Consider the following 23,872-nt stretch of genomic DNA (forward strand, 5'->3'; position numbering starts at 1 on the left):
CCGAGGCACTCCTCACCGCCGAGCCGCCGACCCGACTCCGCAGCATCCGGCCGGCACCGACGAGCCCGTCAAGGCCGCAGCGCCGAGCGACTCAGGGTGCACACTCCGTGTACCGCCGAATCACCACCGCGATCATGGCGGCCTTGACCGGCACGACGGCCGACCTCCACTGCTCCGCGATCGGGTCGGTGGCTCTTCCTGGCCGGCCACCGTGGGGCACATTTGGGGCACACGAGAAATGCGCCCTGCGGCAGCCACCGTCATACGACCGTAACGACACAAAGCTCTGACCTGCAGGAACGCCGATGCGACGCAGGCAAATAGCCCGGGGTCGCAGTTCCGCTTCAACGTCTGAAACACGGCCATCACCGCAGGTCAGCGCCTGCAGCGCTGTCGTCCCTCAGCGGGTGGGGTCCACCGCCTTGGGCCTGATCCGGTATTGGAGCACCAGGAAGGGCAACCCGAACACCCAGAAGGCGTGTGCCGCCCTCACCTCGTCGTTCTTGACGTAGACGTCGAGGTGCTCGGCGAAGCCGTGGACCGCCAGTGCTGTGAGCTCCCCGGTGGTCGGGTCGATGTAGGTCAGGTAGTGGCCGGCCTGGTCGTCGCCGGATCGGCTGGTGAGTGCCAGGCCACCACCACGGCGAGCGCGGGGCAGCAGCGTGGCCGTGAAGCTCGCCTGGGGAAGCGGGAACCCGACGCTGACGTATCCGCGATCGTCGTGGCGGTAGGTGGTGTAGATGCCGACGTAGATGGGCTCGTCGTTGTCGGCGAAGGAGCGGATCCAGCCGCGGATCGCCACCGCGTCACGGCCGGCCATGCTGATCGTGTCGATGCGGCTGCGAACGCCGCGCAGCGCCTCGCGCTGGTTCATCGGGACGCTGGCCTGGCCCAGCGGGCGGGCGACCAGGGTTCGGTACAGCAGGTAGCCCGGCCGCACCCACATGCGCCATTCCGGGACGATGTCGAGGGTGAACCTGGTGGTGTGCTCGTAGAACTCGCGCACCCGCGGGTCGACCTCCGCAGGATCGAACTGGGGCCCCGCCAGCTGGTCGAGTGAGGGGACGATGCCGGTGTCCGATGCGTCGGCGACGTAGGTGCCGCCCAGGGTGGCTGCCAGCTCTCGCACGTACCCGGTGCCGACATACCTCGAGCGGGCCGGGAGCGGGACGACGAACGGCAGGTCTTCGGCGGCCACCCGTTCGGCGAGCAGGCTCAGCTGTGCATCCCTGAACAGGAGGGCGGACAGGGTCCGGTACGCGAGCACCGTGCTGCTTGCCACCACCGGCGCCGGCGTGGGGCGGCGACGTGATGCAAACGCCCACCCGACTGCGGCTCCCACCAGCGGCCCCATCGCCACCTTCTGTGGGCGCAGTCCCAGGGTGCCGACCGACAGGCCGGTCGCAGCGCCGACGCTGACCGGGCCAGCGCCGGTGAGGCGGCCCACCAGCCAGGCTGGCGGGGCCGCCAGTGCCGCGCTGACCGCGATCCGCTGCCAGATCGCGGGGATCTCGCCGGGACGCTGACGCGCCCGAGCCAGCGCCTCGGAGGCCCCGAGGCCCACGGCGCCGACCAGCGCTGCGGCAGCGACCGGCCCGCCTCGCCGCCGCCCGGTCATGGCGGCTCCAGCCAGGCCGCCGATGACACTGGCGAAGGCCACCGAGCTCGACAGGTCGCGGCCGGCGCCGGAGGGGGCTGATGCCATCCTGTGAATGTATCCCCCCGGGGGGATCGCGGTATCGAGCCTCGTCAGCACCTGCGCCGAGGGTTGCGTGACGCCTCCGCCGGGTGGACGCTCGATCGAGGACCCGCGCTGGTCCGAGCGGGAGGGCGGTCCTCCGCTCCGGCCGGCGGACACCACGGGAAGGACGGTGTCATGTCCCAGGCAATCCTCTCTCGACTCGCTGGCCCGTTGGCCTTGTCGGCGGGAGTCCTGATGGTCGGCGCACAGCTCGTCATGCTCCCGTTCGACCCGAAGGACCACGTGGCCACGTCGACGGCCCTTGCGTTCCAGCTCGGCGGCGTCGCGTACCTGGTGGGCTTCGTCGTCCTCATGCTCTTCGTCGTTGCGTCGCATGAGTGGCTGGAGGCGGGTGCTGGGCTGCTGGGCGCCGCTGCGACGGTGGCGACCGTGGTCGGGACCATGCTGCTTGGAGGCGATCTGTGGTTCGAGACCTTCGCCGTCCCATGGCTCGCCGACGAGGCGCCGAGCGCGTTCGACACGGACCCGACGGTCCTGCTCGCCGTGGGAGCCCTGTCCAGCTACCTGCTCTTCGCAGTCGGTTGGGTCCTGTACGGCGTCGCGAGCCATCGTGCTCACGTTCCGGTCGCGATCTCCGTGGCGATCGTGATCGGGGGAGCGCTCGGCTTCCAAGCGCTGCTGTCGCCCTGGGGCGTGCCCCTCGGCTTGGCCGTGGGCGCGCTGGGCGTCTGGTTGATCCGGAGGAAGGCTGCGCCGGATGACCGGACGGCGACCGGCGCAGGCAGCACGGAGCCCGTCCTCCCGTAGGCCAGTGCCACGGCCCTGGATCGCGCCGCGACGCATGGCCCGCCACCCGGCTCATGCAGTCGTCCGACAGTGACCTCAGCCAGGCGGCTCATGCAGGCGACCGAGCCGCCGACGCACCTGTGTGGCTACCGTTCCCGGCGTGGGGATTCAAGGACGCCGTATGGCGCTGTGGCTGGCCGCTGCCGTCGCAGTGGCCATCGCCGTGTTCGCGATGGCGCCCAGGGCCGAGGTCGCGCACGGCAACGACCGGCACACCTGTCCCTCGGCAGCGACCATGCTCGTCCTCGGCGACGACCCGAGCCGCCGGGTGAAGAGGCTGCTGGGCGTCCCGAGGGACCCGCGCTTCTACTTCCGCTGCCGCACCAGCGCGGAGCCCGGGCGTGCCTTCGTCGCCGGCTCCGCTCTGGGCCTGGTGGTGCTGGGGCTTGGCCTGGGCTGGGACTCCGCGCGCACCAGAAGGGGTGCCGCACGGCGCGCCGCCCCGGTGCGCGAGAGCCAGCGCGTCTAGGCTGCCCGGGCCGCACCCGCCCACAGCAGGTAAACCGACCTTCGACCCTTGGCGTCAAGGGGGTGTCGGCGGTGTGCTGGCAGGGGACGGGGAGAGAGGAACCACGATGCGGGTGACAGGCAGCGGTCGGGTGAGGACCCTGGCCGCGGGGATGGTCGGGCTGGCCCTCGCAGTCGGCACGGGTGCCTGCGGGGACGGCTCAGGGCAGGGGGCCGTCGGCACCGACACCACGGCCACAGGCTCGGTGACGTCGACGCCTGCGACCCCGTCCGGTGCGACGAGCTCGGCGACGGGCACACCCACGAGCCAGGCCTCGGGGCAGCTGGCCGCGATGCCGGTCTACTGGGTCGCGGAGTCCCGCAAGTCGTTCGCCCTCTACCGCGAGTTCCGGACTGTCCCGGACGCCGGAGGTGCGGTCGCCTCGGCGGTCGCCGCCATGACCCGGATGAAGCCGCTCGACCCGGACTACACGACCCCGTGGCGTCCGGCGACCACCGTCAAGGTGACCCAGCGTGGCACTGCCCTGAGCGTGGACCTCTCGAAGGACGCCTTTGCCAACACCAACCTCGGCAGCGAGCTCGCCTCGCGCGCCCTCCAGCAACTCGTCTACACGGCCACCGCGGCCGCCCAGAAGGCCGGGAAGCCCGCCAGCACGGTCACCATCACCGTCGACGGCGCGGCCTACGACGCATGGGGCGTGATCCGCGTCGGCGAGCCGATGCGGCGCGCCCCCATGATCGAGGTGCAGGCCCACGTCTGGGTCACCTCACCCCAGGAGGGGGCGACCCGGCCGGCGGGCTCGATCCGGTTCACCGGGTACGGCACGTCGTTCGAGGCGAACTTCACCTGGCAGGTCCGCACGCCGTCGGGCGAGGTCCGAGCACGCGGGAACGCGATGGGCGGGACCGGCACGGGCGGCTTCGGTGAGTTCACCTTCAGCACGTCCCTGACGCCGGGCACCTACGTGGTCGAGGTGTCGACCGACGACCCCTCAGGCGGCACGGAGGGCCCGGGGCCAGCAACGGACACCAAGACGTTCGTCGTCCGCTGACCCGGTCGTCCGCTGACCCGGTCGTCCGCTGACCTCCGAGGCTCCCGTCAGCCTGCGTAGGGCATCCCCGGGGCGGACCGCTGCCGGCGGGGCTGGACGCAGAGCGAGACGATCTCCTCGACCGAGCTGATCACCCGGCTCGGGTGCAGGCAGGTGTTGACCCGCCACACCAGCCAGGCCGGTGCCCGGTCGCTCACGAGCTGGGCCGTGAGCTGCTCCCCGGTCGCGGGAAGGGCACCCGGCTGCACCCACTGCCGCACTGCATCGCGCCAGCGCTGGAGCTCGCGGGCCATGGACGCGGAGTGACGGAGTGGGCGGTGGCTGGAGACCATGCTGGGGGTCCTCTCGGCTCGTCGGGTGCCTGACCCACGGTCGCAAAGCCGGGACGCGTGCACCTAGGACCAAAGTCCCTGTTGCTGGCGAGGGCGATGGTGCAGGGCTGCCGCGATCAGAGACCGAGCGCGGCCTTTACGGCCCGCTCGAGCGAGCCCGGCTCCTGTTCGCGCAGGTCGTAGCGGGCGCGCACCAGAGGCTTGGAGACCGACAGCACCCGGGTGAGGTCGATGGGCGTGGCCGAGACGACGGCGTCGCACGGCGTGGCCTCGATCGTGGCGGCGAGGTCGGCGACCTGTCGGGCACCATAACCCATCGCCGGCAGGATGCCGGCCGCGTTGGGGTACTCGCGGTAGGTCGTGGCCAGCGACCCCACGGCATACGGGCTGGGGTCGACGATCGAGGCGGCACCCGCGGCCCGCGCCCCGACCACCCCCGCACCCCACGACATCGACCCGTGGGTGAGCGTGGGCCCGTCCTCGACGACGATGACGTCACGGCCGCGCACCAGCTCGGGGTCGTCGACGGTGACCGGGCTGTTGGCCCGGATCAGTACGGCCTCCGGGTTGAGGGCGCGCACGGACTCCTCGACGGCGGCGACGTCTGCGGGGCGGGCCGAGTCGCACTTGTTGACGACGACCACGTCGGCCATCCGCACGTTCGCCTCGCCGGGGTGGTAGCGCCGCTCGTCCCCGGGGCGGAGGGGGTCGGCGACCACGATGTGGAGGTCCGGCCGGTAGAACGGTAGGTCGTTGTTGCCGCCGTCCCAGAGGATGACGTCCGCCTCCTCCTCCGCGGCGGCCAGGATCTGCGCGTAGTCGATGCCCGCGTAGACGACGGCGCCGCTGTCGAGGTGGGGCTCGTACTCCTCGCGCTCCTCGATGGTGCACTCGTGGCGGTCGAGGTCCTCGTAGTCCGCGAACCGCTGGCAGACCTGGCGTTCGAGGTCGCCGTAGGGCATGGGGTGGCGCACGGCGACGACCCGCTTGCCCAGGTCGCGCAGCATGCGTGAGAGGTAGCGCGTGGTCTGGCTCTTGCCGGCACCTGTGCGCACGGCCGTGACTGCCACCACCGGCACGGTCGAGGCCAGCATCGTGTGCGCGGCGCTCTGCAGCAGGAAGTCCGCGCCGGCGGCGAGGCACTGCGAGGCCAGGTGCATCACTCGCTCGTGGGGGAGGTCGGAGTAGGCGAAGACCGCGACATCGACCTGCTCACGCTCGACGAGCGAGGTGAGCTCGGACTCGGGGACGATCGGGATCCCCTGCGGGTACTGGGGCCCGGCGAGAGACGCGGGGTAGGCGCGGCCCGCGATGTTGGGGATCTGCGCGGCGGTGAAGGCCACCACCTGGTCGTCGGGACTGTCGCGGAAGACCGTGTTGAAGTTGTGGAAGTCGCGCCCAGCGGCTCCGAGGATGACAACCCTGCGGGGACTGCCCATGGCCGAAGTGTAGGGCTCGATGGCGACTCGGCACCCGGAGTCGCGGGGAGCCCCCTCGCCCGGCTCGGCGACGGGCCCCGGTGCGTATGCCGTTCGTGTCAGCCGGCGGGGGCGACCCCGAGCGTGGCGAGCCACTCCTGCACGACGGGGATGTCGACGCGCTGGAACCCCGCGATGTAGCGGCAGTTCGGGGTGTTGCTGTAGCTCGTGACCGTGACCTGGAATCCGTGGAGGAAGGACGGCCCCCCGGAGTCGCCGAGGCAGGTGCCGCCGGTTCCGCGCGGGTCCTTCTCGTTGCCGTTCACCTGGAGGATCTGCGCCGTCAGCTTCTGGCCGGGAACCTGCGCGACACGGCGCACGAACGGAAAGGGCTGGGGTGTGGGCTTCTGCGGGCCGGCCTCCGCCTGGCGCACCTCCGTGCCGAACCCCACGGCGGTGAAGAGGGTGTCGTGCAGGACCGCGGGGGTGAGCTGGTCGAGGTAGCCCTCCGGTGCCAGCGGCGCGGGGGTGACGTCGTCGACGGGCTGGTCGAGCACCACAACTCCCACGTCGTTCCAGTTCCGGGGGTCGGTGAAGCCGGAGTAGCCGGGGTGCGTGTCCGCGGTTCCCGTGAGGTAGCCGGCGACCTCGAGGTCCGCGTCGGTGTAGCCCGCGGCCGGGTCGGATGCGACCGGTACCGGCGGTGAGCCGTCGGCGGCGGGTTCCTCCGCGATGACCGGGTCGAAGGTGGCTCCCACGCTGCCGGAGACACCGGCAGTGCAGTGGCCCGCGGTGAGCAGCACCGTCGGCGACACCAGCGTGGCGGTGCACGTGGAGAGCCTGCCGCCGGCGTAGAAGGTGATGAGCGCGACGTTGGAGTGGCCGTTGCCGTCCCGCTCCCCACCGGTGATGGCCGAGGCGGCGAGGGCGGTCCCTGCCACCAGTGCCGTTGACGCTGCCAGCACGGCAGCCGCGCGGCCGATGTTCATGTCTCCTCCAAGGTGGTGCCCTCAGGCGTCGCCGACGAGCGGCGGCGAGGGCAGTCAATCCCGTCCGGGGCGCCAAGTCCACGACCTCGTGGGGGACGCGCGGGCGCTGAGCCCCAAGGCGGGCCGAAAGCCCATGGTTGGACCACCCCGCCGCCGCGACGATCGGAGGAGGACGACGATCGGACGAGGACATCGCCGGGGTGTGCTTGCGGGCCACGACCGGTGCGGCGGCGTCGGCGGGATGAGAGGCGAGGTGGTGGCCATGGCCAAGCGGTCCTGGAGCGAGCTCAGTGACCAGCAGAGAGGGGTCGTGGTCCTGGGTGCCATCGTGCAGGTCACCCTGCAGGTGCTGGCCCTGCGGGACCTTCGCCGTCGGCCGGCAGACGAGGTCCGCGGACCCAAGCCGCTCTGGGCGCTCGCGACGTTCGTCAACACCGTGGGCCCGCTCGCGTACTTCGCCTGCGGGCGCCGGCGGCACGGGGCTGACCTTTCCCCCTGAGGTGCTCTGCGGGCACAAAGGCCCTACCCGGCAGTCCGGCCGTCGCCGACGCTGGCGGTATGGCGAGCCTCCCGATCGTCGTCACACGCGGTCTGACCAAGCGTTACGGGTCGACACTCGCTCTGCACGACCTCGACCTGGAGATCGAGCGCGGGGAGGTGTTCGGCTACCTCGGACCCAACGGTGCGGGCAAGACCACCACGCTTCGTCTCCTGATGGGCCTGCTGCGTCCCACGTCCGGCGTCGCGGAGGTGGACGGGCTGGACAGCTGGACCGACTCGGTGGCCGTGCGCCGCCGCGTCGGCTACCTCTCGGGCGAACCGGCGCTCTACGGCCGGCTCACGGGCCACCAGCACGTGGAGTACCTCGGGAGCCTGCGCGGTGCCCCGGCCACGCCCCACGCGGCCGAGCTGGCCGAACGGCTGGACCTCGACCTCGACCGGCCCTCCCAGGACCTGTCGAAGGGCAACCGACAGAAGCTCGCGCTCCTGCTGGCGCTGATGGCCCAGCCCGAGCTGCTCGTGCTCGACGAGCCGACGGGTGGGCTGGATCCCTTGGCACAGCAGGAGTTCCACGCGCTCATGAGGGAGCACACCGCACGGGGCGGGACGGTTCTGCTGAGCTCCCACATCCTCAGCGAGGTCCAGCGCACCGCCGACCGCGTGGGAGTGCTGCGGGAGGGCGAGCTCATCGCCGTGGACCGTCTTGACGACCTTCGCGAGCGCTCGCTGCACCACGTCCGGGCGACGTTCGCCGTGGCGGTCGACCCCGCGGACTACACGGGGATCCCGGGCCTGCGCAACCTGCGCGTCGAGGACCGCACGCTGGCGTGCAGCGCCCCCGAGACGGCGCTGGACGCGCTCCTGAAGGAGGTGAGCCGGCACACCGTCCTCGACTTCGAGTGCGCCGAGGCCGAGCTGGAGGAGACGTTCCTGACCTTCTACACGAAGGAGGCCGTCGGTGCTGCGTAGCGTCTTCCTCAAGACCTTCCACGACCAGCGGGCGAGCCTGCTCGGCTGGCTCACCGCGATCGCCCTGATCGTGCTGATGTATGCCGCGATCTGGCCGAGCGTGCGCAACCAGCCCTCGCTCAATGACTACCTCGACCAGCTCCCGGAGGCGTTCCGTGCGCTGTTCGCGGCGAGCGGCGCGGACATGTCGACCCCGGTGGGCTACATCCAGATCGAGCTGATGTCCTTCCTCGGCCCGATCGTCGTGATCCTGTACGCCGTGGGGCAGGCATCGCGCGCCATCGCCGGCGAGGAGGAACGGCGCACGATGGACCTCCTCCTCGCCGTGCCCATCAGCCGCGTCCGGGTCCTGCTCGAGAAGACGGCGGCTGCGGTGGTCGGCACGCTGGGCATCGCCGCCGCGATCGGAGTGGCCCTCGTGGTGGAGGGGCGGCTCTTCGACATGGTGATCCCCGTGGACAAGGTCGCCGCGGCGATGCTGCACCTCGCGCTGCTCGGCCTGGTCTTCGGCGCCCTGGCGCTGGCGATCGGGGCCGCGACCGGAAGCACGGGCCTGAGCCGAGGCGTTCCCGCGGTGGTCGCCGTCGTGGCGTACATGGTCCACGGCCTCGGGCCGATGGTGACGTGGCTGGAGCCGGTCCGGGAGCTCTCGCCCTTCTACCAGTACATCGGGCACGACCCCTTGCGCAGCGGTGTCTCGGTTCCGTCGGTCACCGTGGCCGTGGCCACCGTCGTCGTGCTGACCGCCGTTGCGGTCTGGGGGTTCTCACGCCGCGACATCCGCGGTTGACCATCGGGGAAGGGGAGTCACGTGAAGCGCACTGCTGTGGCCGCCGCCGTCGCGGTGGGGCTCGTGCTCGTCCTGGGCGCGTGCGCCGCTGGCACGAACACCTCGGAGACGAGCTCCGGCGCAGGTTTCTGGCTGGGCCTGTGGCACGGGATCATCATCCCGATCACGTTCATCATCTCGCTGTTCAACGACAACGTGAGCATCTACGAGGTCGACAACAACGGGAACTGGTATGACTTCGGCTTCATGCTCGGGATCGCCGGGCCGTTCTCGGGGATCGGTGGCGGCGCCGGCCGAGCCAGCCGCGGATAGGCGCGGGTAGGCAGGGTTTGACCCGCCTCAGGGGGCGCCGGTGCTGTTCGACTCGCCTGGTAGGGGCCGCAGGCAGACCTTGGTGATGGCGTGGTGGCCGACCTCGAGCACCTCGATGTCCCAGCCGTCCACCTCCACACGGTCGCCCGCGGCCTCGGGGATCCGCCCGAGGTGCAGCAGCACGAGGCCGGCGATGGTCGTGTAGTCGCCGCCGGTCGTCTCCAGCCTGACGCCGACGTCCTCGAGGTCGTGGACAGGGAAGGTGCCGGGCAGCGTGACCGACCCGTCATCGCCGCGCTCGGCTCCGATGACGTCACGGTCGGTCTCGTCCCAGATCTCGCCGACGATCTCCTCGAGGAGGTCCTCCAGGGTGACGATGCCGTCCACGGCGCCGTGCTCGTCGACGACGAGAGCCATCTGCTGCCTCTCGGCCTTGAACTGCCGCAGCGCGTCCGAGACCCGCACGGTGTCGGGCAGGACCATCGCCGGGGCGGCGACGGTGGCCACGAGGGCTTCTCCGCCCTCGATCACCGAGCCCCAGTGGGCGATGCCGACGACGTCGTCGAGGTGGTGGCGGCGCGTCACCGGCATCCGGGAGTGACCGGCGGCCGCCATCGCCGTGCGAGCCGCCGTGAGCGTCGTGTCCGCGCTGAGCGCCACGACGGAGCCACGCGGGACGAGCACCTCGCGAAGCATCCGCTCGTGGATCTCCAGCGCGCCGCTGATGATCTCGCGCTGCTCCGGGTTGAGGTCACGATGGCTCGTGACCAGGTCGCGCAGCTCCTCGGGGGAGATCTCCTCGGCCTCCGACTCGGTCCGCCCGCCCAGGAGGCGCACGACGGCGTTGGTGGCGCTGCCCAGCAGTGCCACCGCGGGGCGCGACAGGCTCGACAGGACGTCGAGCGGTCGGGCGACCGTCAGCGCCCAGGGCAGCGCCCGCTGCATGGCGAGGCGCTTGGGGGCGAGCTCGCCGAACACCAGCGTGAGGAAGGTGAGCACCAGCGTGACCCCGGCGACGGCCACCGGCTCGGCCGCCGAACCGAGCACCGACAGCCTGGGCACGAGCGGCTCCGCGAGGGACACCGCCGCGGTCGCGGAGGCGAGGAACCCGGCGAGGGTGATGCCGATCTGGATGGTGGCGAGGAAACGGTTGGGGTCGCGGGCGAGCCGGACCAGGCGCAGCGCCCTTGAGCCGCCCCGTCGCTCGAGCTGGCGGAGCTGCCCCTCCCTCAGCGACACCAGGGCCATCTCGCTGCCGGCGAACACGGCGTTGAGGAGGACGAGCAGTCCCACGAGGGCGATGTCGAGCCAATAGCCAGACATGGGGGTGCTGGTCACCGTTCCTAGGGAGGGGGATGAGCACAGGGAACGTGCGACTCCGCCGAGAAGTTCCGGTCGCTCCTCCGATCGGCCGACACGGGTCCCAAGGTCAGGACGCAGCCTCGGCCGGGGACCTAGCCTGAGTCGCCCTGCCCCTCCTGACGATCCGAGAGCATGCCCGCATCCCGTCCCAGCCCCCGTCGCTCACGTCCCTCTCGTATGCCGCGTGGCCGGCACGTCGTGCCGCTCGCACTGACGGCGCTGCTCGCCGTCGGTGCGTGCGAGCCCGTTGCGGACCCCGCCGGCGCAGCAGCCCCCACGACGGCCATGCGGGTGACGCCGCCGACATCCCCGACATCCCCGGCATCCCCGGCATCCCCTGCCTCGGCAACGCCCGTCCCGCAGGCGCCCCGGCCCGCAGCCGCCCCCCGCCAGGCTGCGCGCAGCACCCCGCCGGCCGCGGCGCGCGGCACGGCCCTGGCAGCGCTCGCGTCGCTGCGGGTGAAGGGGAGGGCGGCCAAGACCGGCTACGAGCGGGAGGTCTTCGGCCACGCCTGGGCCGACGTCGACCGCAACGGCTGCGACACCCGCAACGACATCCTGCGACGCGACCTCACGGCATACGTGGTGAAGGCGGGGACGCGGGGCTGCCTCGTCCTGCGCGGCAGCCTGCGCGACCCGTACACCGGCACCACCATCGGCTTCGTCCGCGGTGCGTCCACCTCGGCCCGAGTGCAGATCGACCACGTCGTCGCGCTCTCCGACGCGTGGCAGAAGGGCGCCCAGCAGCTCTCCTTCGCACGTCGCACGGCGTTTGCCAACGACCCGCTCAACCTGTTGGCCGTCGACGGCCCGAGCAACCAGCGCAAGGGCGACGGCGACGCCGCGACCTGGCTGCCTCCGCAGCGTGGCTTCCGCTGCGCGTACGTGGCGCGGCAGGTCGCCGTCAAGAGCCGCTACGGGCTGTGGGTGACCGCTGCCGAGCGCGACGCGATGGCCAGGGTGCTCCAGACGTGCCCGTCCCACCGGCTGCCCAGTGCGGGGGTCGTTCCGCTCGGGGGTGGCCGGGTCGAGGCGGGGCCCCCCACTCCCTCGCCCCGGACGACGCCGGCGCCGCACCCGGGCCAGACTCCTGCACAGGAGGCGACCGACCCGCGCTTCGACACCTGCACCAAGGCCAAGGCGGCCGGCTACGGCCCCTACCTGTCCGGTCAGGACCCCGAGTACGGCTGGTACCGGGACCGCGACGGCGACGGCCGCGTCTGCGAGTAGCGGAACGTTCCTGCCCCCGCTACGGCAGCGATGCCTCGGACTGCGCGCCTCGACCCTCGCGCCGCAGGAGGAACCACGCCGCGACGAGCAGCAGCGCCCCGACAGCTGGGTAGAAGGTGACACCGCCCAGTGCCACGCCGCCGCGGGAGAACGGGTCGGCGAAGCCGGCGCAGGCCAACATCGTGAGCCCCGCTACCGCGAGCGTGGCCGCGCTGGCCGAGCCGACTGCCCCCAGGCGAGGGGTCGGCGTCCGCGCGTTCTCGGCCCAGCGGAATGCCGCCACCAGGCCGGCGGTGACGACGGCCGCGGCGACGAGCCAGAGCGGCTTCTGGAGCCACCAGGCCCCAGATCCGATGGCCGGCAGCCGCAGCCCGCCGAGGTGGGAGGCGCCGACGGCGAGGACGAAACCCGTGATGTGCCAGAGGAACAGCGTCATGACCATGGAGTTGACGGCCACGGTGGCCCGCCACGGGCGGGGTCGGTCGAGCCACCGCAGGAGGGCTGGCCGGGCGACCATGACGAGTGCCACCTGGAGGACGGCGACCACGGTCACGCAGACGCTCGGCGGGAACATGTTCGACATCTCGTCACCGGGCAGGCCGATCATGCTGGCGGGGTAGGGCCCGGGGCCTGTGAGGAGCCACAGCAGACCCACAGCCGCCGCGGCCACGAGGGCCCACCAGCGCCGGGCCACGCGGCGCAGTCGGCCATCGGCGTACAGGAATCCCAGCTCCTGGCAGAAGGCGAAGACCACGATGTAGCTGAGCAGGCCAACCGCGGACAGATCCGTGCCCTGCAGGCGGTCGAGGCCCAGGGCGACGAGCGGCAGCGCCCCGAGGATCAGCCACGGGGCCCGCTGGTGGGCTGCGTGGTGGATCGGCGCGAGCATGGCCAGGAGCAGGTAGACGGCGAGGAACCACAGGGGCATCGCGGACGCCGCAGCCGCGGAGTCCACCAGCGCGGCGGGCGCTCCCGCCATCACCAGCAGCCACGCCAGGACAAGCCACACGCCGACGAAGACCACCGTGGGTGTCAGAACGCGGGCAACCCGGCCCGCCAGGACCGTGGAGCCGGTGGTCCCCGCCCGGCGCAGTGCCAGCGCGTTCGTGAAGCCCGCGGCGAAGAAGAACAGTGGCATCACCTGCAGCACCCACGTCAGCGGATGCACCCCCGGCGTCACCTCGAGGATGTTGCGCACGCGCAGGTCGGCACCACTGGCCGGTTCGAGCGCTGCCATGGTCCAGTGCCCCAGAGCGACCACGACGATGCTGGCGGCCCTGACGAGGTCGACCAAGCGGTCGCGTCCGGCAGGCGTCGCGGCGACGATCTCGGCGAGGGTAGGCCGGCGGCCGGGGTGCTCCATGAGAGCAGTCTCGTTGCCGGCGGTTGCCGCGGACCATCCGTTCGGATACCCAGACCCAGCGGAGCGTACGGTGGTGAGCCGCGGCTAGGAGACGCTCAGGCCCACGACCGAGCCGATCGCGTACGTCACGGTCATCGCCAGGACGCCTCCGGCGACGTTGCGCAGCACAGCCGGGCGGAGGCGGGCTCCGCCGAGGTTCGCGCTGATCCACCCCGTCAGGGCCAGCGCCACGACGACCGCCACGGCTGTCACGGCAACCCGTCCAGGCGGCGCAGGCAGGAGGATCGCCGCAAGGGGCAGCAGCGCCCCCACGGTGAAGGCGGCCATCGAGGCCCAGGCGGCGTGCCAGGGGTTGGTGAGCTCCTCGGGGTCGATCCCCAGCTCGACCTCGGCATGGGCGGCGAGCGCGTCGTGCTGGGTGAGCTGCACCGCGACCTGGTGGGCCAGCTCCGGGCTGAGCCCGCGCGCCTGGTACAGGCTCGCCAGCTCGGCGAGCTCCTCCTCCGGCATCTCGCGGAGCTCGCGCCGCTCCTTGGCGAGCAGCGCCCGCTCGGTGTCGCGCTGCGTGCTGACGGAGACGTACTCGCCGGCGGCCATGCTCATGGCGCCGGCGGCCACCCCGGCGAGTCCCGCCGTGATGATGGCGGACCGCTCCGTCGTCGCCGCCGCGACACCGATGACGAGACCCGCCGTCGAGACGATTCCGTCGTTGGCGCCGAGCACCCCCGCGCGAAGCCAGTTGAGGCGGGCGGCGTGGTTCTGGTCGTGTGGCTCGTGCTCGTGTCCGCCAGCCCGGTCAGCCACGGCGGTGCGCGCCGAGCCGGGCAGCGGCCTGCGAGATCCGGTGGGCCAGCTCGATGTCGAGCTGGGTCAGGCCGCCCTCGGAGTGGGTGGAGAGCCGCCAGTGGGAAGTGCGCCAGCGGATGTCGATGTCGGGGTGGTGCCCCATCTCCTCGGCCTCCCTGGCGACGTCGTCGACGAGCCGGATGCCGGTGGGGAAGTCGGGTGCCTCGATCGTGGCGACGATCGCCTCCCCGTCGCGGTCCCAGTCCGGGAGGTCGCCGAGCTGGCGCTCGATCTCGTCATCTGTGAGCAGGCGTGACATGGCTCCACTCTGGCAAACGCGGCGGGCCCTGTCATGGAAGCCGGACCCGAGGCAGGTCGCGGGCTCCGGGGGCCTCGTGCGTCTCCTCGGTCTGCGACAAACCGGCCGGCTCGGGGGCTGCTGCGGGTGGCGGGACCACCGGGGTGGCGCAGCTCTCCTGGAGAGGTGGGGCGGCGCCGGCGGCCGGCAGCCCCGGCCCGCCCAGTCGGAGGCGTACGACCGCGCCGGGACCGTCCGCCTCGATCTCTGCCGAGCCGCCGGTGCCGCGGGCCAGCCTGGCCGCGATGTCCAGCCCGAGGCCGCTCGACCCGGCGCGACTCTCGCCGCGCTCGAGGACCCCGCCGTCGGCGAAGCCCGGACCCTCGTCGCGGACGGTCAGCGTGGCGCCGTCCGGGTCGTCGGCCGAGACCGTGACCGTGAAGGGGGTGCCCTCGGGCGTGTGCGCGAAGACGTTGTCCAGCAGGGCATCCAAGGCTGCTGCGACGTCGTCCTCCCGGGCGGCCACGAGGCACGGGAAAGCGGGCAGCTTGGTGGTTGCCAGCCGGGACTGCTCCTCCGCCAGTACCTGCCAGAAGTCCATCCGGTCAGCCACGACGGCCACGAGGTCGGTGACGGGCGGAGCGCCGGTCGGGTCGCTGACGGGACGCCGCGCGTGCTCGATGATCGCGTCGACCTGCAGGACGAGCTCGTCGACGTCCGCGGTGAGGCGCGCTCGCTCGACCGGGTCCCTGAGTCCCTCGGCGTCGAGGCGCAGGGCCGTCACGGGGGTGCGCAGCCGGTGCGACAGGTCCGCGACTGCCTGGCGCTCACTGGCGACGAGCATCCTGATCCGCTGGGCCATGATGTTCATCGCCGCGCCGACCTCGCGGATCTCCCGCGGTCCGCCCGGCACCACCTCTGTGTCGAGGTTGCCGCCGCCGAGTCTGTCGGCGGCGGCCGCCAGCTCGCTCACCGGCCGCGTCATCGACCTGGCCAGGCGGTCGGCGACGAGTAGTGACAGGGCGACAAGGGCGAGCCCGAGGGTGGCAAGGACGGCCCATGAACGGACCACACCCTGGTTGAGGGCCGCGGCCGACACCCGGGCACTGATCACCGCGGTCCCGTCGCCGCGGAAGACCGGCTGGTCGACGACGGCGCTTCCGTCGCCGAGCCGGCGCACCGTGGTCGTGCGGATGCCGGTGTCGGCCGTCCCGCCTCTCCACTGGTCCGGCGGAGCGCCCACGGTCCGGCCGTCCGGGAGCCGGACCACCACGGAGTACGGTCCCCCTGTGGCGGCCAGCGCCGCAACACCAGCGGCGTCGGCGTCCCCGGCCGCCACGACGGGGACCACGGCATGGGTCCTGACCCGGGCGTCGGCGACCGCCTCCCGGTCAGCGGTCCGCTCCACCAGCACCATCAGCGGGACCACGAACGCGAGCATCACGAGCGAGGTGGTGGCGGCCACCAGCAGCCAGATCTGACGTCGCACGACGGGCTCCGGTCAGCCCGTGGCCGGGTCGACCAGCTTGATGCCGACGTTGCGGACCGTGTGGATGATGCGCGGTGCCGTCGCGCTCTCACCGAGCTTCTGCCGGAGCCAGGAGACGTGGACGTCCACGGTCTTGTCGGCGCCGCCATAGGGCAGGTGCCAGACCTCTGCCATGATCTCGCGCCTCGACACCACGACCCCGGGACGGCCGGCGAGGAAGGCAAGCAGCTCGAACTCGCGCGGGCGGAGGTCGAGGGGCCGCCCGGCGAGGCGCGCCGTCCTGCCCGGGAGGTCGATGGCCAGCTCGCCCACGACGAGGCAGGGCTCCTTCCGCCCCGGCTCCGACCGGCGCAGCACCGCCTGGATCCGGGCGTTGAGGTTGGCCGCCGTGTAGGGCTTCACCACGTAGTCGTCGGCGCCGTGCTCGAGCAGGTCGACCACCGAGTCGTCGTCATCACGCGCGGTGGCCACGATGACTGGGACCTTGCTCACCGCACGCAGCATGCGCAGGAGCTGGGCGCCGTCGATGTCCGGGAGCCCGAGGTCCAGGACCACCAGGTCGGCGCCCGCGTCCAGCACGTGGCGGAGCCCCGCGCGCCCGGTCGACGTCCAGGCCACCTCATGCCCCCGGTCGCCCAGGGAACGCACCAGCGCACTGCGGATGCTGGTGTCGTCCTCGACCAGCAGCAACGACGCCATGACGCACGGTAACGCCATGGCCGGCGGGCCGGGCACGGCATTTCGACGTAGTTCTGGGGGCGGATTCCGCATCCTTCTGCGCGAGGAACCCGCCTCGCGAGCACGGGACACTGGACGGCATGGGGCGGGCGTCGGGGCTCACCGCGGTCTGGCTGGCCTGCACCGCCAGTGCCGTCGGTGTGGGGTTCGCCGCGGCGGGGCTCGTCGAGTACCCACGGTCCGCGGCCGCGGGACCGCACCCGGCAGGCGTGCTCGTGGCCTCATCTCGGGAAGGGACCACACCCCAACCGGGCGCCACCACGAGCGTGCCCTCCCCGCAGCCGTCGATGAGCGCACCGGGCGGTTCCGCGCGTGGGTCGCCCGACGCGCCCAGGCCGAGCCCATCGGCGTCCTTGCACGGGCTCTCGACCGCCGGAGGCTATGTCGGCGGCACCTGCTCCGACGGAACCATCAAGGTGAGCGCGTCGCCGAACCCGGGGTGGACCGTGGCCGACCTCCGGGAGCCGGGGGAGGACGAGGCCGAGCCGGGGGAGGTGTTCTTCGTCCGAACGGGTGCGGGCCAGGAGACGATCGCCGTGGAAGCCTGGTGCATGGGCGAGTTGCCGGTCTTCGCCATCGACGCCGAGGAGGCCGACGACCACGACACCCATGAGGTGCACGACCCCGATGAAGGCTGACCGGCTCTTTACCCTGCGTTAGCGCGACCTTAGGACGCCGGCTTCGATCCTGACCATGTGACGCGGATCGCCCTGTACTCCCATGACGCCTTGGGACTGGGCCACGTCGCACGGTCCCTGGCCTTGGCCCGTGCGCTCGGCGAGCGCGTGCCGAGACCGGAGATCCTCGTGCTGAGCGGTGCGCGGGAGGCAGCGATGCTCCGCCGGCCGCCCGGCTGCGACGTGCTGGGCCTGCCAGGGCTGGTGAGGCCGGGGCGCGAGCGGTATGCCGCGCTCGACCTTCTCGGTGTGGCGGCGCCGGAGCGGCGCGCCCTCCGCGCGGCGGTGGCTGCCGCCGCGCTGACGTCCTTCGCGCCGGACCTGCTCGTTGTCGACCGGCACCCGCGGGGCGCCTGCGGCGAGCTGGAAGCGTCCCTGCGCGCCCTGGCTGGCCGCAGCACCATCGTCCTCGGCCTGCGCGACGTGCTGGACCACCCGACGGTGGCGTCGCACGAGTGGTCCGCCCACCGGGCCGAGGAGGCACTCGACGCGTGGTACGACGCCGTCTGGGTCTATGGGGACCGCCGTGTCTACGACGTCACCGCCGACATCGACCTGCCGGCGCGGCTCCGACGTGCCGTGCACTTCACGGGCTACCTCGTCCCAGGGCGCGATGCCGGGCGTGCTCCGGCCGGCTCCGGCCGAACCGTCCTGGGCCTGGTCGGGGGCGGTGCCGACGGCGCGGAGCTGGCCCGCGCCCTCCTCACCTCGGCGCCGCTCCACGGCCTGCCCACCGAGGTCGTGCTCGGCCCGCAGATGCCTCCGGACGACCGGGCGGAGCTGCACGCGTTGGCGAAGGGGCTGCGGTCGGCGCGCGTTCACGACTTCGTGCCCGACGTGTCCGCGCTCCTGGACCGCGCCACTGCCGTGGTCTCGATGGCCGGCTACAACACGGTCTGCGAGGTGCTGGCCCGAGGTCGCCCCGTCCTGATGGTGCCCCGCACCAGGCCCCGGCGCGACCAGCTCGTACGGGCCTCGCGGCTCGACGAGCAGGGACTGGTGACCATGCTGCACCCAGACGAGCTCAGTCCCGCGGCGGTGGCGTCCTGGGTCTGCGGGGCCACCGGCCGTGCCAGCGGCGCGCCGCCCCAAGGTGTCCGCCTCGACGGGCTGGCACGGGTCCAGGCCCTCGCCGGCGAGGTGCTGGCCCGCCGGGATGCCGTCCACGTCGCGGTCTGACCCGCGCACCGGGAACGCGCGTCGGGCCGACGGCGTGTTCCGCCGCAGGCCCGAGTCGCGCACAGACGCACGTATGCCGCGGGCGCAACGGCGCCCGCGGCATACGGTGTCCTGCTGGTGGAGCTAGAGCGCCTCGGTCACCGAGGCGGGCCCCACGAAGTCGTCCTCGCCGGCCGCGGCGGCCTGCTCGGTGAGCGTGACCTCCACCTCGTGCGGCTGGATCTCGCCGGACTCGATCTGCTCGGCCCAGTGGCACGCGACGCGGTGCGACGACGGCACGCCGTCGACCTGCACGACCCGCAGCTGGGGGCGCTCGGTGTCGCACCGGGTCTCCTGCCGCCACGGGCAGCGGGTGTGGAACCGGCAGCCCCGGGGCGGGTTGGCGGGCGAAGGCAGGTCGCCCTTGAGCAGGATGCGCTCGCGACGGTCCTCGACGACCGGGTCCGGGACGGGGACGGCTGACATCAGCGCCCGCGTGTACGGGTGCAGCGGCTGGGCGTACAGGTCGTCGGCCGCGGCCTCCTCGACCAGCGCACCGAGGTACATCACTCCGATGCGGTCGCTGATGTGGCGGACGACGGCGAGGTCGTGGGCCACGACGAGGTAGGTCAGGCCGAACTCGTCCTGCAGCTCCTGGAGGAGGTTGATGACCTGCGCCTGCACGGAGACGTCGAGGGCGCTGACCGGCTCGTCGGCGACGATGAGCTTCGGGTTCACCGACAGGGCGCGGGCGATGCCGATGCGCTGCCGCTGACCGCCGGAGAACTCGTGCGGGTACTTCTTCAGCGCCGCCGGCGGCAGGCCGACCGCCGCGAGGAGCTCGCGCAGCCGCTTGGCGGCGCTCTTCTCGTCCTTGGCGAGCCCGTGGGCCTTCATGCCCTCGATCAGCAGCGACTCGACCGACTGCCGCGGGTCGAGGCTGCCCATCGGGTCCTGGAAGACCATCTGGATGTCCTGGCGCTTGTGGCGCAGCGCCTCCCCGCTGAGGGAGGCGATGTCCTCGCCGTCGAAGACGACCGAGCCCTCGGTCGGGGTCTCCAGGTTGAGGATGGCCCTGCCCAGGGTGGACTTGCCGCAGCCCGACTCGCCCACGAGGCCGTACGTCTCGCCGCGCCGGATCTGAAGGTCCACCCCGTCGACGGCGTAGACGAAGCCGACGACCTTGTCGAAGATGACCCCCTTCTTGATGGGGAAGTGCACCTTGACGCCCTTGACGTCGACGAGGACGTCATCGGCCCCTCCCTTCTCGGTCGTGGCCGTCGTCTCGCTGACGGTCATCGGGTCACCTCCAGGGGGTTCTCCACGGGGTTGTGGCAGCGCAGCCAGCGGCCGCCGCCGTCGTCGAGCAGCTCGGGCCGGACCTCACGGCACTTCTCGAGCGCGTTGGGGCAGCGCGGCGCGAAGGCGCAGGCGTGCTCCCAGGGCAGGTTGTCCGACACCGACCCGGGGATGGGCGTCAGCTTCTCGCCCCGCGCCCCGTCGAGCCGGGGGATCGACGCGAGCAGGCCGACGGTGTAGGGGTGGCGCGGGTGGGCGAACAGCGGGTGCCGGTCACCGCGCTCGACGATCTTGCCGCCGTAGAGGACGTTGACGCGGTCGCACAGGCCGGCCACGACGCCGAGGTCGTGGGTGATCATGACCAGCGCGGTGCCGGTGTCCTCCACCAGCTCCTTGAGCAGGGCCAGGATCTGGGCCTGGATCGTCACGTCGAGGGCCGTGGTCGGCTCGTCGGCGATGAGCACGCGCGGCTGGCAGGCCAGGGCCATCGCGATGAGGGCGCGCTGGCGCATGCCACCGGAGAGCTGGTGCGGGTAGTCCTTGAGGCGCCGGTCGGGGTCGGGGATGCCGACCTTGTCAAGCATCTCGCGGGCCACGGGGGTCGCGGCCTTGCGGGACATCCCGCGGTGGCGCTCGAGCACCTCGGTCACCTGCACGCCGATGGGCACGACGGGGTTCAGGGACGACAGCGGGTCCTGGAAGATCATGCCCAGGTCGCGGCCACGACGGTCCCGCATCTGCTCGTCGGACTGCCGGAGCAGGTCGGTGCCCTGGAAGTCGACCTCGCCCTCGACCGTCACGGCCCGCTTGGGCAGCAGGCCCATGATGGCGAGCGAGGTCACGGACTTGCCGCAGCCCGACTCGCCCACGAGGCCGACGGTCTCGCCCGGCCGGACGTCGAAGCTGACGCCGTCGACCGCCACGAAGGGCTTCTCGCCCTGGCGCTGGAAGGTGACTCGCAGGTCGCGGACGCTGAGCAGCGGCTCGTTCCGGTTGGTCTGGGTCTGGACGTTCTCGATGGTCTCGGTCATGCCCTTACCTCCGGGTCTTCGGGTCGAGGGCCTCACGCAGGGACTCGCCCATCAGGGTGAAGCCCAGGGCGACGATGATGATGCACGCGGCCGGGTAGAACGCCAGGTGCGGGTAGTCGCCCAGGAACTCCTGCGACTGGCCCAGCATCTGGCCCCACTCCGGCCTGCGGTCGTCGGGGTTGCCGAGGCCCAGGAACGACAGCGCGGCGGCGTCGATGATCGACGTGGCCAGCACGATGGTCGACTGGACGATCACCGGTGCCAGCGAGTTCGGAATGATGTGGCGGAAGACGATCGCCGACTGCTTCACGCCCAGGGCGCGGGCGGCCAGCACGTGGTCGCTGTGGCGCACCGCCAGCATGGAGCCGCGCAGCAGCCGCGCGAAGATCGGGATCTGCACGATCGCGATGGCGATGATGACCGTCCACATGCTCGGCCGAGCGGCCACCGCGGCGATCGACATGGCCAGCAGCAGCGACGGGATGGAGAGCATCACGTCGACGACGCGCATGACGAAGGAGTCGACCCAGCCGCCGAAGGCACCGGCAAGGGTGCCGAGCACCAGTCCTCCGGCCAGGCCGATGACGGTGGCGACGACACCCACGATCAGGGTCTGCTGGGCGCCGACGATGAGGCGGGAGAGCAGGTCGCGACCGCGGTTGTCCGCGCCGAGGGGGAAGCCGGGCTCGGGGCCGGGGATGGGGTTGGACTGCTGGCGCACCTTGTCGAGGAGCAGGCCCTCGGTGGGGTCGTGCGGTGCGACCAGGGGAGCGATGATCGCCAGCACCACGAACGCGAGGGTGATGGCGGCGCCGATGAGGAACACCGGGTTGCGCCGCAGCCGGCGCCAGGCGCTCGCGATGAGAGAGACGCCGGGCGCCTCCTCGATCTCGCCGGCACCGGTCACGGTGCCGCCGCCGGCGGTGGCGGCGAGGCTGTCGATCCGCTCCTTGCGCCGGTCGGCCTGGCTCTTCAGGGGGTTGTTGGTCACGGGGCTCACCTCGTCCGGACGCGGGGGTCGATGACGGCGTAGGCGACGTCGACGATCAGGTTGATCACCACGAAGGTGACGGCCGCCGCCAGGATGAGGATCTGGAGCACGGCGTAGTCGCGCAGCGTGAACGCGTTCGCGAGGGCGTCGCCGATGCCGCCCCACGAGAAGACCCGTTCGGTGAGCACGGCGCCGACCAGCAGGCCACCGGTCTGCAGGCCGATGGTCGTGATGACGGGCAGCAGCGCGTTGCGCAGGATGTGGCGGCCACGGATGGTGCGGTTGGCCAGGCCCTTTGACTCGGCGGTGCGCACGTAGTCCTCATCCATCACCTCGAGCACCGAGGCGCGCGTGATGCGGAAGATCACCGCGAACGGGATGCTCGACAGGGCCAGTGCGGGCAGGATCAGGTGCTTGAACGAGTCCCAGGCCGCGTCCCACTCGCGGGTGAGCACGCCGTCGAGCACGAAGAACCCGGTGACCCGGGTCGCGTCGATGCCGGTGCTCTGGCGGCCCGACACGGGCAGCACCCCGAGCTCCTCGGCGAAGATGAACTTGAGGACGAACGCCAGGAAGAAGACCGGCACCGCGACGCCGACGAGCGACCCCACGATGGAGGTGTTGTCGAGGGCCGAGCCGCGGCGCCGGGCGGCGACGTAACCGAGCGGGATGCCCGCGGCGATCGCGATGATCATCGCGATGATGGCCAGCTCGATGGTGGCCGGCATCCGGGTCAGGAAGATGTCGAGGGCGTCACGGCCGGGCAGGACGCCCGTGGAGACGCCGAAGTCGCCGGAGAGGACCCGCTGGACGAAGCGGCCGTACTGCACCCAGATGGGCTGGTCGAGCCCGAGCTCCTTGGTCAGCCGGGCCGTCGACTCCGGGGTCGCGCGGTCACCCAGCATGGCCGAGACCGTGCCCCCCGGCAGGGACCTCAACCAGATGAACAGCAGCAGCGACAGGACGATGACCACCCCCACCATCTGGATCAGTCGCCGCACAATGAACCTCAGCACGCGGTGGTCTCCTCACTTCTTCGTGACGGTGGCCGCCCCAGCGTATGTGCTGGGACGGCCACCGGGTACTGCCTGGATGGTGCAAGCCGTCTAGAGAACGGCGGTCACCTTACTTGCCGACGGTCACGCCGGAGAACTCCTCCGCCGTGAGCGGCGACGGGACGACGCCCTCGACCTTCGGGCCGGTGACGAGCGCCGGCGGCGAGTGGCTGATCGCCAGACCGGGGAGGTACTCCTCCATGATCTGCTGGTTGACCTTCTCGTAGGCCGCGGTGCGCTCGGCCTCGTCGACGATGCCGTCGGCCTTGGCCAGGTCCTCCGCGAGCTGCTTGCCGTAGGACGTCGCCTTGGTGTGGAAGTCGTTCGTGGCGTAGTTGCCGAAGAACGTCCCGATGAAGTTGTCGGCCGAGTCGTAGTCACCGGTCCAGCCGAGCAGCCAGGCGTCGAACTGGCCGTTGTCGACACCGTCGAGGTAGCCGCCGTTCCACGGCTTGGTGACGACGTTGACCTTGATGCCGACCTTCTCGAGGTCCGTGCGCAGCGCGTCGTGGATCTTCTGCGGGTTCGGCATGTACGGGCGCGATACCTCGGACGGGTACGCGAAGGTCAGGCTCAGCCCCTCGGCGCCCGCCTCCTTGAGCAGGCTCTTGGCCTTCTCGGGGTCGTAGGCGTAGGGCTGCAGGTCCTTGTTGTAGCCCTTGACCGCCTCAGGCATGAACTGGGTGGCCACCGTGGCGCCCTCGGGCAGCTGGGTCTTGACCAGCTGGTCCCGGTTGAGGGCGTGGTAGAGGGCCTGGCGGACCTTGATGTCCTTGAGCTTCGGGTTCTTCTCCGGGTTCAGGCCCATGTAGAGGATGTTGAACGCGGGACGCACCTCGACCTTGTTGCCGTCGCTCTCGAGGCCCTTCCAGTCCACCGGGTTCGGCAGGTCGTAGGCGTCGATGCTGCCGGCCTTGAGCTCCTGGCGACGGGTGCTCTCGTCGGGGATGATCTTGAAGATGATCTTCGGGGTCTTGGCCTTCTCGCCCCAGTAGTCGTCGTTGCGCACGAGCGTG

Annotated in this window: 25 protein-coding genes; 10 read left to right on the forward strand and 15 right to left on the reverse strand. The window is 71.8% G+C overall.

Features of this window, described 5'->3' with window-relative positions; translation table 11 throughout:
• Positions 1 to 400 precede the first annotated feature (400 nt).
• Entirely contained in the window at positions 401 to 1,705 is a 1,305-nt protein-coding gene (locus tag VIB11_RS07945) for a hypothetical protein (RefSeq protein WP_332030056.1), read from the reverse strand.
• Positions 1,706 to 1,936: 231 nt separating this feature from the next.
• On the opposite strand from VIB11_RS07945, the gene VIB11_RS07950 reads away from it, so the two are divergent.
• From VIB11_RS07950 to VIB11_RS07960, 3 genes are all read left to right on the forward strand, one after another.
• A complete protein-coding gene (locus VIB11_RS07950) occupies positions 1,937 to 2,509 on the forward strand; it encodes a hypothetical protein (protein ID WP_332030058.1) in 573 nt (190 codons plus the stop codon).
• A gap of 160 nt (positions 2,510 to 2,669) precedes the next feature.
• Complete coding sequence (locus VIB11_RS07955) at positions 2,670 to 3,017, forward strand: hypothetical protein (protein ID WP_332030060.1); 348 nt, start codon at positions 2,670 to 2,672, stop codon at positions 3,015 to 3,017.
• A 130-nt stretch (positions 3,018 to 3,147) separates the two neighbouring features.
• A complete protein-coding gene (locus VIB11_RS07960) occupies positions 3,148 to 4,068 on the forward strand; it encodes a Gmad2 immunoglobulin-like domain-containing protein (protein ID WP_332030062.1) in 921 nt (306 codons plus the stop codon).
• Between the two features lie 47 nt (positions 4,069 to 4,115).
• Here the strand turns inward: VIB11_RS07960 and VIB11_RS07965 are convergent, their stop codons facing one another.
• From VIB11_RS07965 to VIB11_RS07975, 3 genes are all read right to left on the reverse strand, one after another.
• Positions 4,116 to 4,361: a hypothetical protein gene (locus tag VIB11_RS07965; RefSeq protein ID WP_332030064.1), complete on the reverse strand. Its 246-nt coding sequence runs from the start codon at positions 4,359 to 4,361 to the stop codon at positions 4,116 to 4,118.
• 155 nt (positions 4,362 to 4,516) lie between these two features.
• The gene (locus VIB11_RS07970; RefSeq protein WP_332030066.1) at positions 4,517 to 5,839 is read right to left on the reverse strand and encodes a cyclic 2,3-diphosphoglycerate synthase; all 1,323 of its coding nucleotides are present in this window, start codon (positions 5,837 to 5,839) and stop codon (positions 4,517 to 4,519) included.
• Between the two features lie 98 nt (positions 5,840 to 5,937).
• Positions 5,938 to 6,807, reverse strand: coding sequence for a trypsin-like serine protease (locus tag VIB11_RS07975; RefSeq protein ID WP_332030068.1), 870 nt, complete (start codon positions 6,805 to 6,807; stop codon positions 5,938 to 5,940).
• A 262-nt stretch (positions 6,808 to 7,069) separates the two neighbouring features.
• On the opposite strand from VIB11_RS07975, the gene VIB11_RS07980 reads away from it, so the two are divergent.
• Genes VIB11_RS07980 through VIB11_RS07995 form a run of 4 tightly spaced genes read left to right on the forward strand, consistent with a single transcriptional unit; the run spans position 7,070 to position 9,379 of the window.
• Entirely contained in the window at positions 7,070 to 7,306 is a 237-nt protein-coding gene (locus VIB11_RS07980) for a PLD nuclease N-terminal domain-containing protein (protein ID WP_332030070.1), read from the forward strand.
• Positions 7,307 to 7,365: 59 nt separating this feature from the next.
• Positions 7,366 to 8,277 carry an ABC transporter ATP-binding protein gene (locus VIB11_RS07985; protein ID WP_332030072.1) on the forward strand — a complete coding sequence of 304 codons (912 nt, stop codon included), beginning with the start codon at positions 7,366 to 7,368 and terminating at the stop codon, positions 8,275 to 8,277.
• Positions 8,267 to 9,067 (forward strand): ABC transporter permease subunit, encoded by an 801-nt coding sequence (locus VIB11_RS07990; RefSeq protein WP_332030074.1) that lies wholly within the window; start codon positions 8,267 to 8,269, stop codon positions 9,065 to 9,067. The genes VIB11_RS07985 and VIB11_RS07990 overlap by 11 nt, the downstream gene beginning before the upstream one ends.
• Before the next feature lie 21 nt (positions 9,068 to 9,088).
• Positions 9,089 to 9,379: a hypothetical protein gene (locus tag VIB11_RS07995; protein ID WP_332030075.1), complete on the forward strand. Its 291-nt coding sequence runs from the start codon at positions 9,089 to 9,091 to the stop codon at positions 9,377 to 9,379.
• A 27-nt stretch (positions 9,380 to 9,406) separates the two neighbouring features.
• Here VIB11_RS07995 and VIB11_RS08000 read toward each other — a convergent pair whose 3' ends face one another.
• On the reverse strand, positions 9,407 to 10,702 hold the full coding sequence (locus tag VIB11_RS08000) for a hemolysin family protein (RefSeq protein ID WP_332030076.1): 1,296 nt from the start codon (positions 10,700 to 10,702) through the stop codon (positions 9,407 to 9,409).
• Positions 10,703 to 10,939: 237 nt separating this feature from the next.
• Between VIB11_RS08000 and VIB11_RS08005 the strand changes: the two genes are divergently transcribed.
• Positions 10,940 to 11,971, forward strand: a complete 1,032-nt coding sequence (locus VIB11_RS08005; RefSeq protein WP_332030078.1) for a GmrSD restriction endonuclease domain-containing protein — start codon at positions 10,940 to 10,942, stop codon at positions 11,969 to 11,971.
• 19 nt (positions 11,972 to 11,990) lie between these two features.
• Here VIB11_RS08005 and VIB11_RS08010 read toward each other — a convergent pair whose 3' ends face one another.
• The 5 genes from VIB11_RS08010 to VIB11_RS08030 form a co-directional block, all read right to left on the reverse strand.
• A complete protein-coding gene (locus tag VIB11_RS08010; RefSeq protein ID WP_332030080.1) occupies positions 11,991 to 13,334 on the reverse strand; it encodes an acyltransferase in 1,344 nt (447 codons plus the stop codon).
• 84 nt (positions 13,335 to 13,418) lie between these two features.
• Positions 13,419 to 14,138: a VIT family protein gene (locus tag VIB11_RS08015; protein ID WP_332030082.1), complete on the reverse strand. Its 720-nt coding sequence runs from the start codon at positions 14,136 to 14,138 to the stop codon at positions 13,419 to 13,421.
• Positions 14,131 to 14,439, reverse strand: a complete 309-nt coding sequence (locus VIB11_RS08020; RefSeq protein WP_332030084.1) for a 4a-hydroxytetrahydrobiopterin dehydratase — start codon at positions 14,437 to 14,439, stop codon at positions 14,131 to 14,133. The genes VIB11_RS08015 and VIB11_RS08020 overlap by 8 nt, the downstream gene beginning before the upstream one ends.
• A 31-nt stretch (positions 14,440 to 14,470) precedes the next feature.
• Entirely contained in the window at positions 14,471 to 15,907 is a 1,437-nt protein-coding gene (locus tag VIB11_RS08025; RefSeq protein WP_332030086.1) for a HAMP domain-containing sensor histidine kinase, read from the reverse strand.
• Positions 15,908 to 15,919: 12 nt separating this feature from the next.
• Entirely contained in the window at positions 15,920 to 16,606 is a 687-nt protein-coding gene (locus VIB11_RS08030; protein WP_332030087.1) for a response regulator transcription factor, read from the reverse strand.
• Between the two features lie 455 nt (positions 16,607 to 17,061).
• Between VIB11_RS08030 and VIB11_RS08035 the strand changes: the two genes are divergently transcribed.
• Positions 17,062 to 17,283 carry a hypothetical protein gene (locus VIB11_RS08035; RefSeq protein ID WP_332030089.1) on the forward strand — a complete coding sequence of 74 codons (222 nt, stop codon included), beginning with the start codon at positions 17,062 to 17,064 and terminating at the stop codon, positions 17,281 to 17,283.
• 57 nt (positions 17,284 to 17,340) lie between these two features.
• Entirely contained in the window at positions 17,341 to 18,501 is a 1,161-nt protein-coding gene (locus VIB11_RS08040; RefSeq protein WP_332030090.1) for a glycosyltransferase family protein, read from the forward strand.
• Between the two features lie 123 nt (positions 18,502 to 18,624).
• Here VIB11_RS08040 and VIB11_RS08045 read toward each other — a convergent pair whose 3' ends face one another.
• From VIB11_RS08045 to VIB11_RS08065, 5 genes are all read right to left on the reverse strand, one after another.
• Positions 18,625 to 19,779, reverse strand: a complete 1,155-nt coding sequence (locus VIB11_RS08045) for an oligopeptide/dipeptide ABC transporter ATP-binding protein (protein ID WP_332030092.1) — start codon at positions 19,777 to 19,779, stop codon at positions 18,625 to 18,627.
• A complete protein-coding gene (locus tag VIB11_RS08050) occupies positions 19,776 to 20,810 on the reverse strand; it encodes an ABC transporter ATP-binding protein (protein ID WP_332030094.1) in 1,035 nt (344 codons plus the stop codon). Before VIB11_RS08050 ends, VIB11_RS08045 begins: the two co-directional genes overlap by 4 nt.
• Positions 20,811 to 20,814: 4 nt before the next feature.
• Positions 20,815 to 21,801: an ABC transporter permease gene (locus tag VIB11_RS08055; protein ID WP_332030096.1), complete on the reverse strand. Its 987-nt coding sequence runs from the start codon at positions 21,799 to 21,801 to the stop codon at positions 20,815 to 20,817.
• 5 nt (positions 21,802 to 21,806) lie between these two features.
• Positions 21,807 to 22,817 (reverse strand): ABC transporter permease, encoded by a 1,011-nt coding sequence (locus VIB11_RS08060; protein WP_332030098.1) that lies wholly within the window; start codon positions 22,815 to 22,817, stop codon positions 21,807 to 21,809.
• 109 nt (positions 22,818 to 22,926) lie between these two features.
• The coding region (locus tag VIB11_RS08065; protein ID WP_332030100.1) for an ABC transporter substrate-binding protein at positions 22,927 to 23,872 on the reverse strand (946 nt) is incomplete at its 5' end.

This window comes from Pedococcus sp. (genome assembly GCF_036554925.1).
Taxonomy (GTDB): Bacteria; Actinomycetota; Actinomycetes; order Actinomycetales; family Dermatophilaceae; genus Pedococcus_A.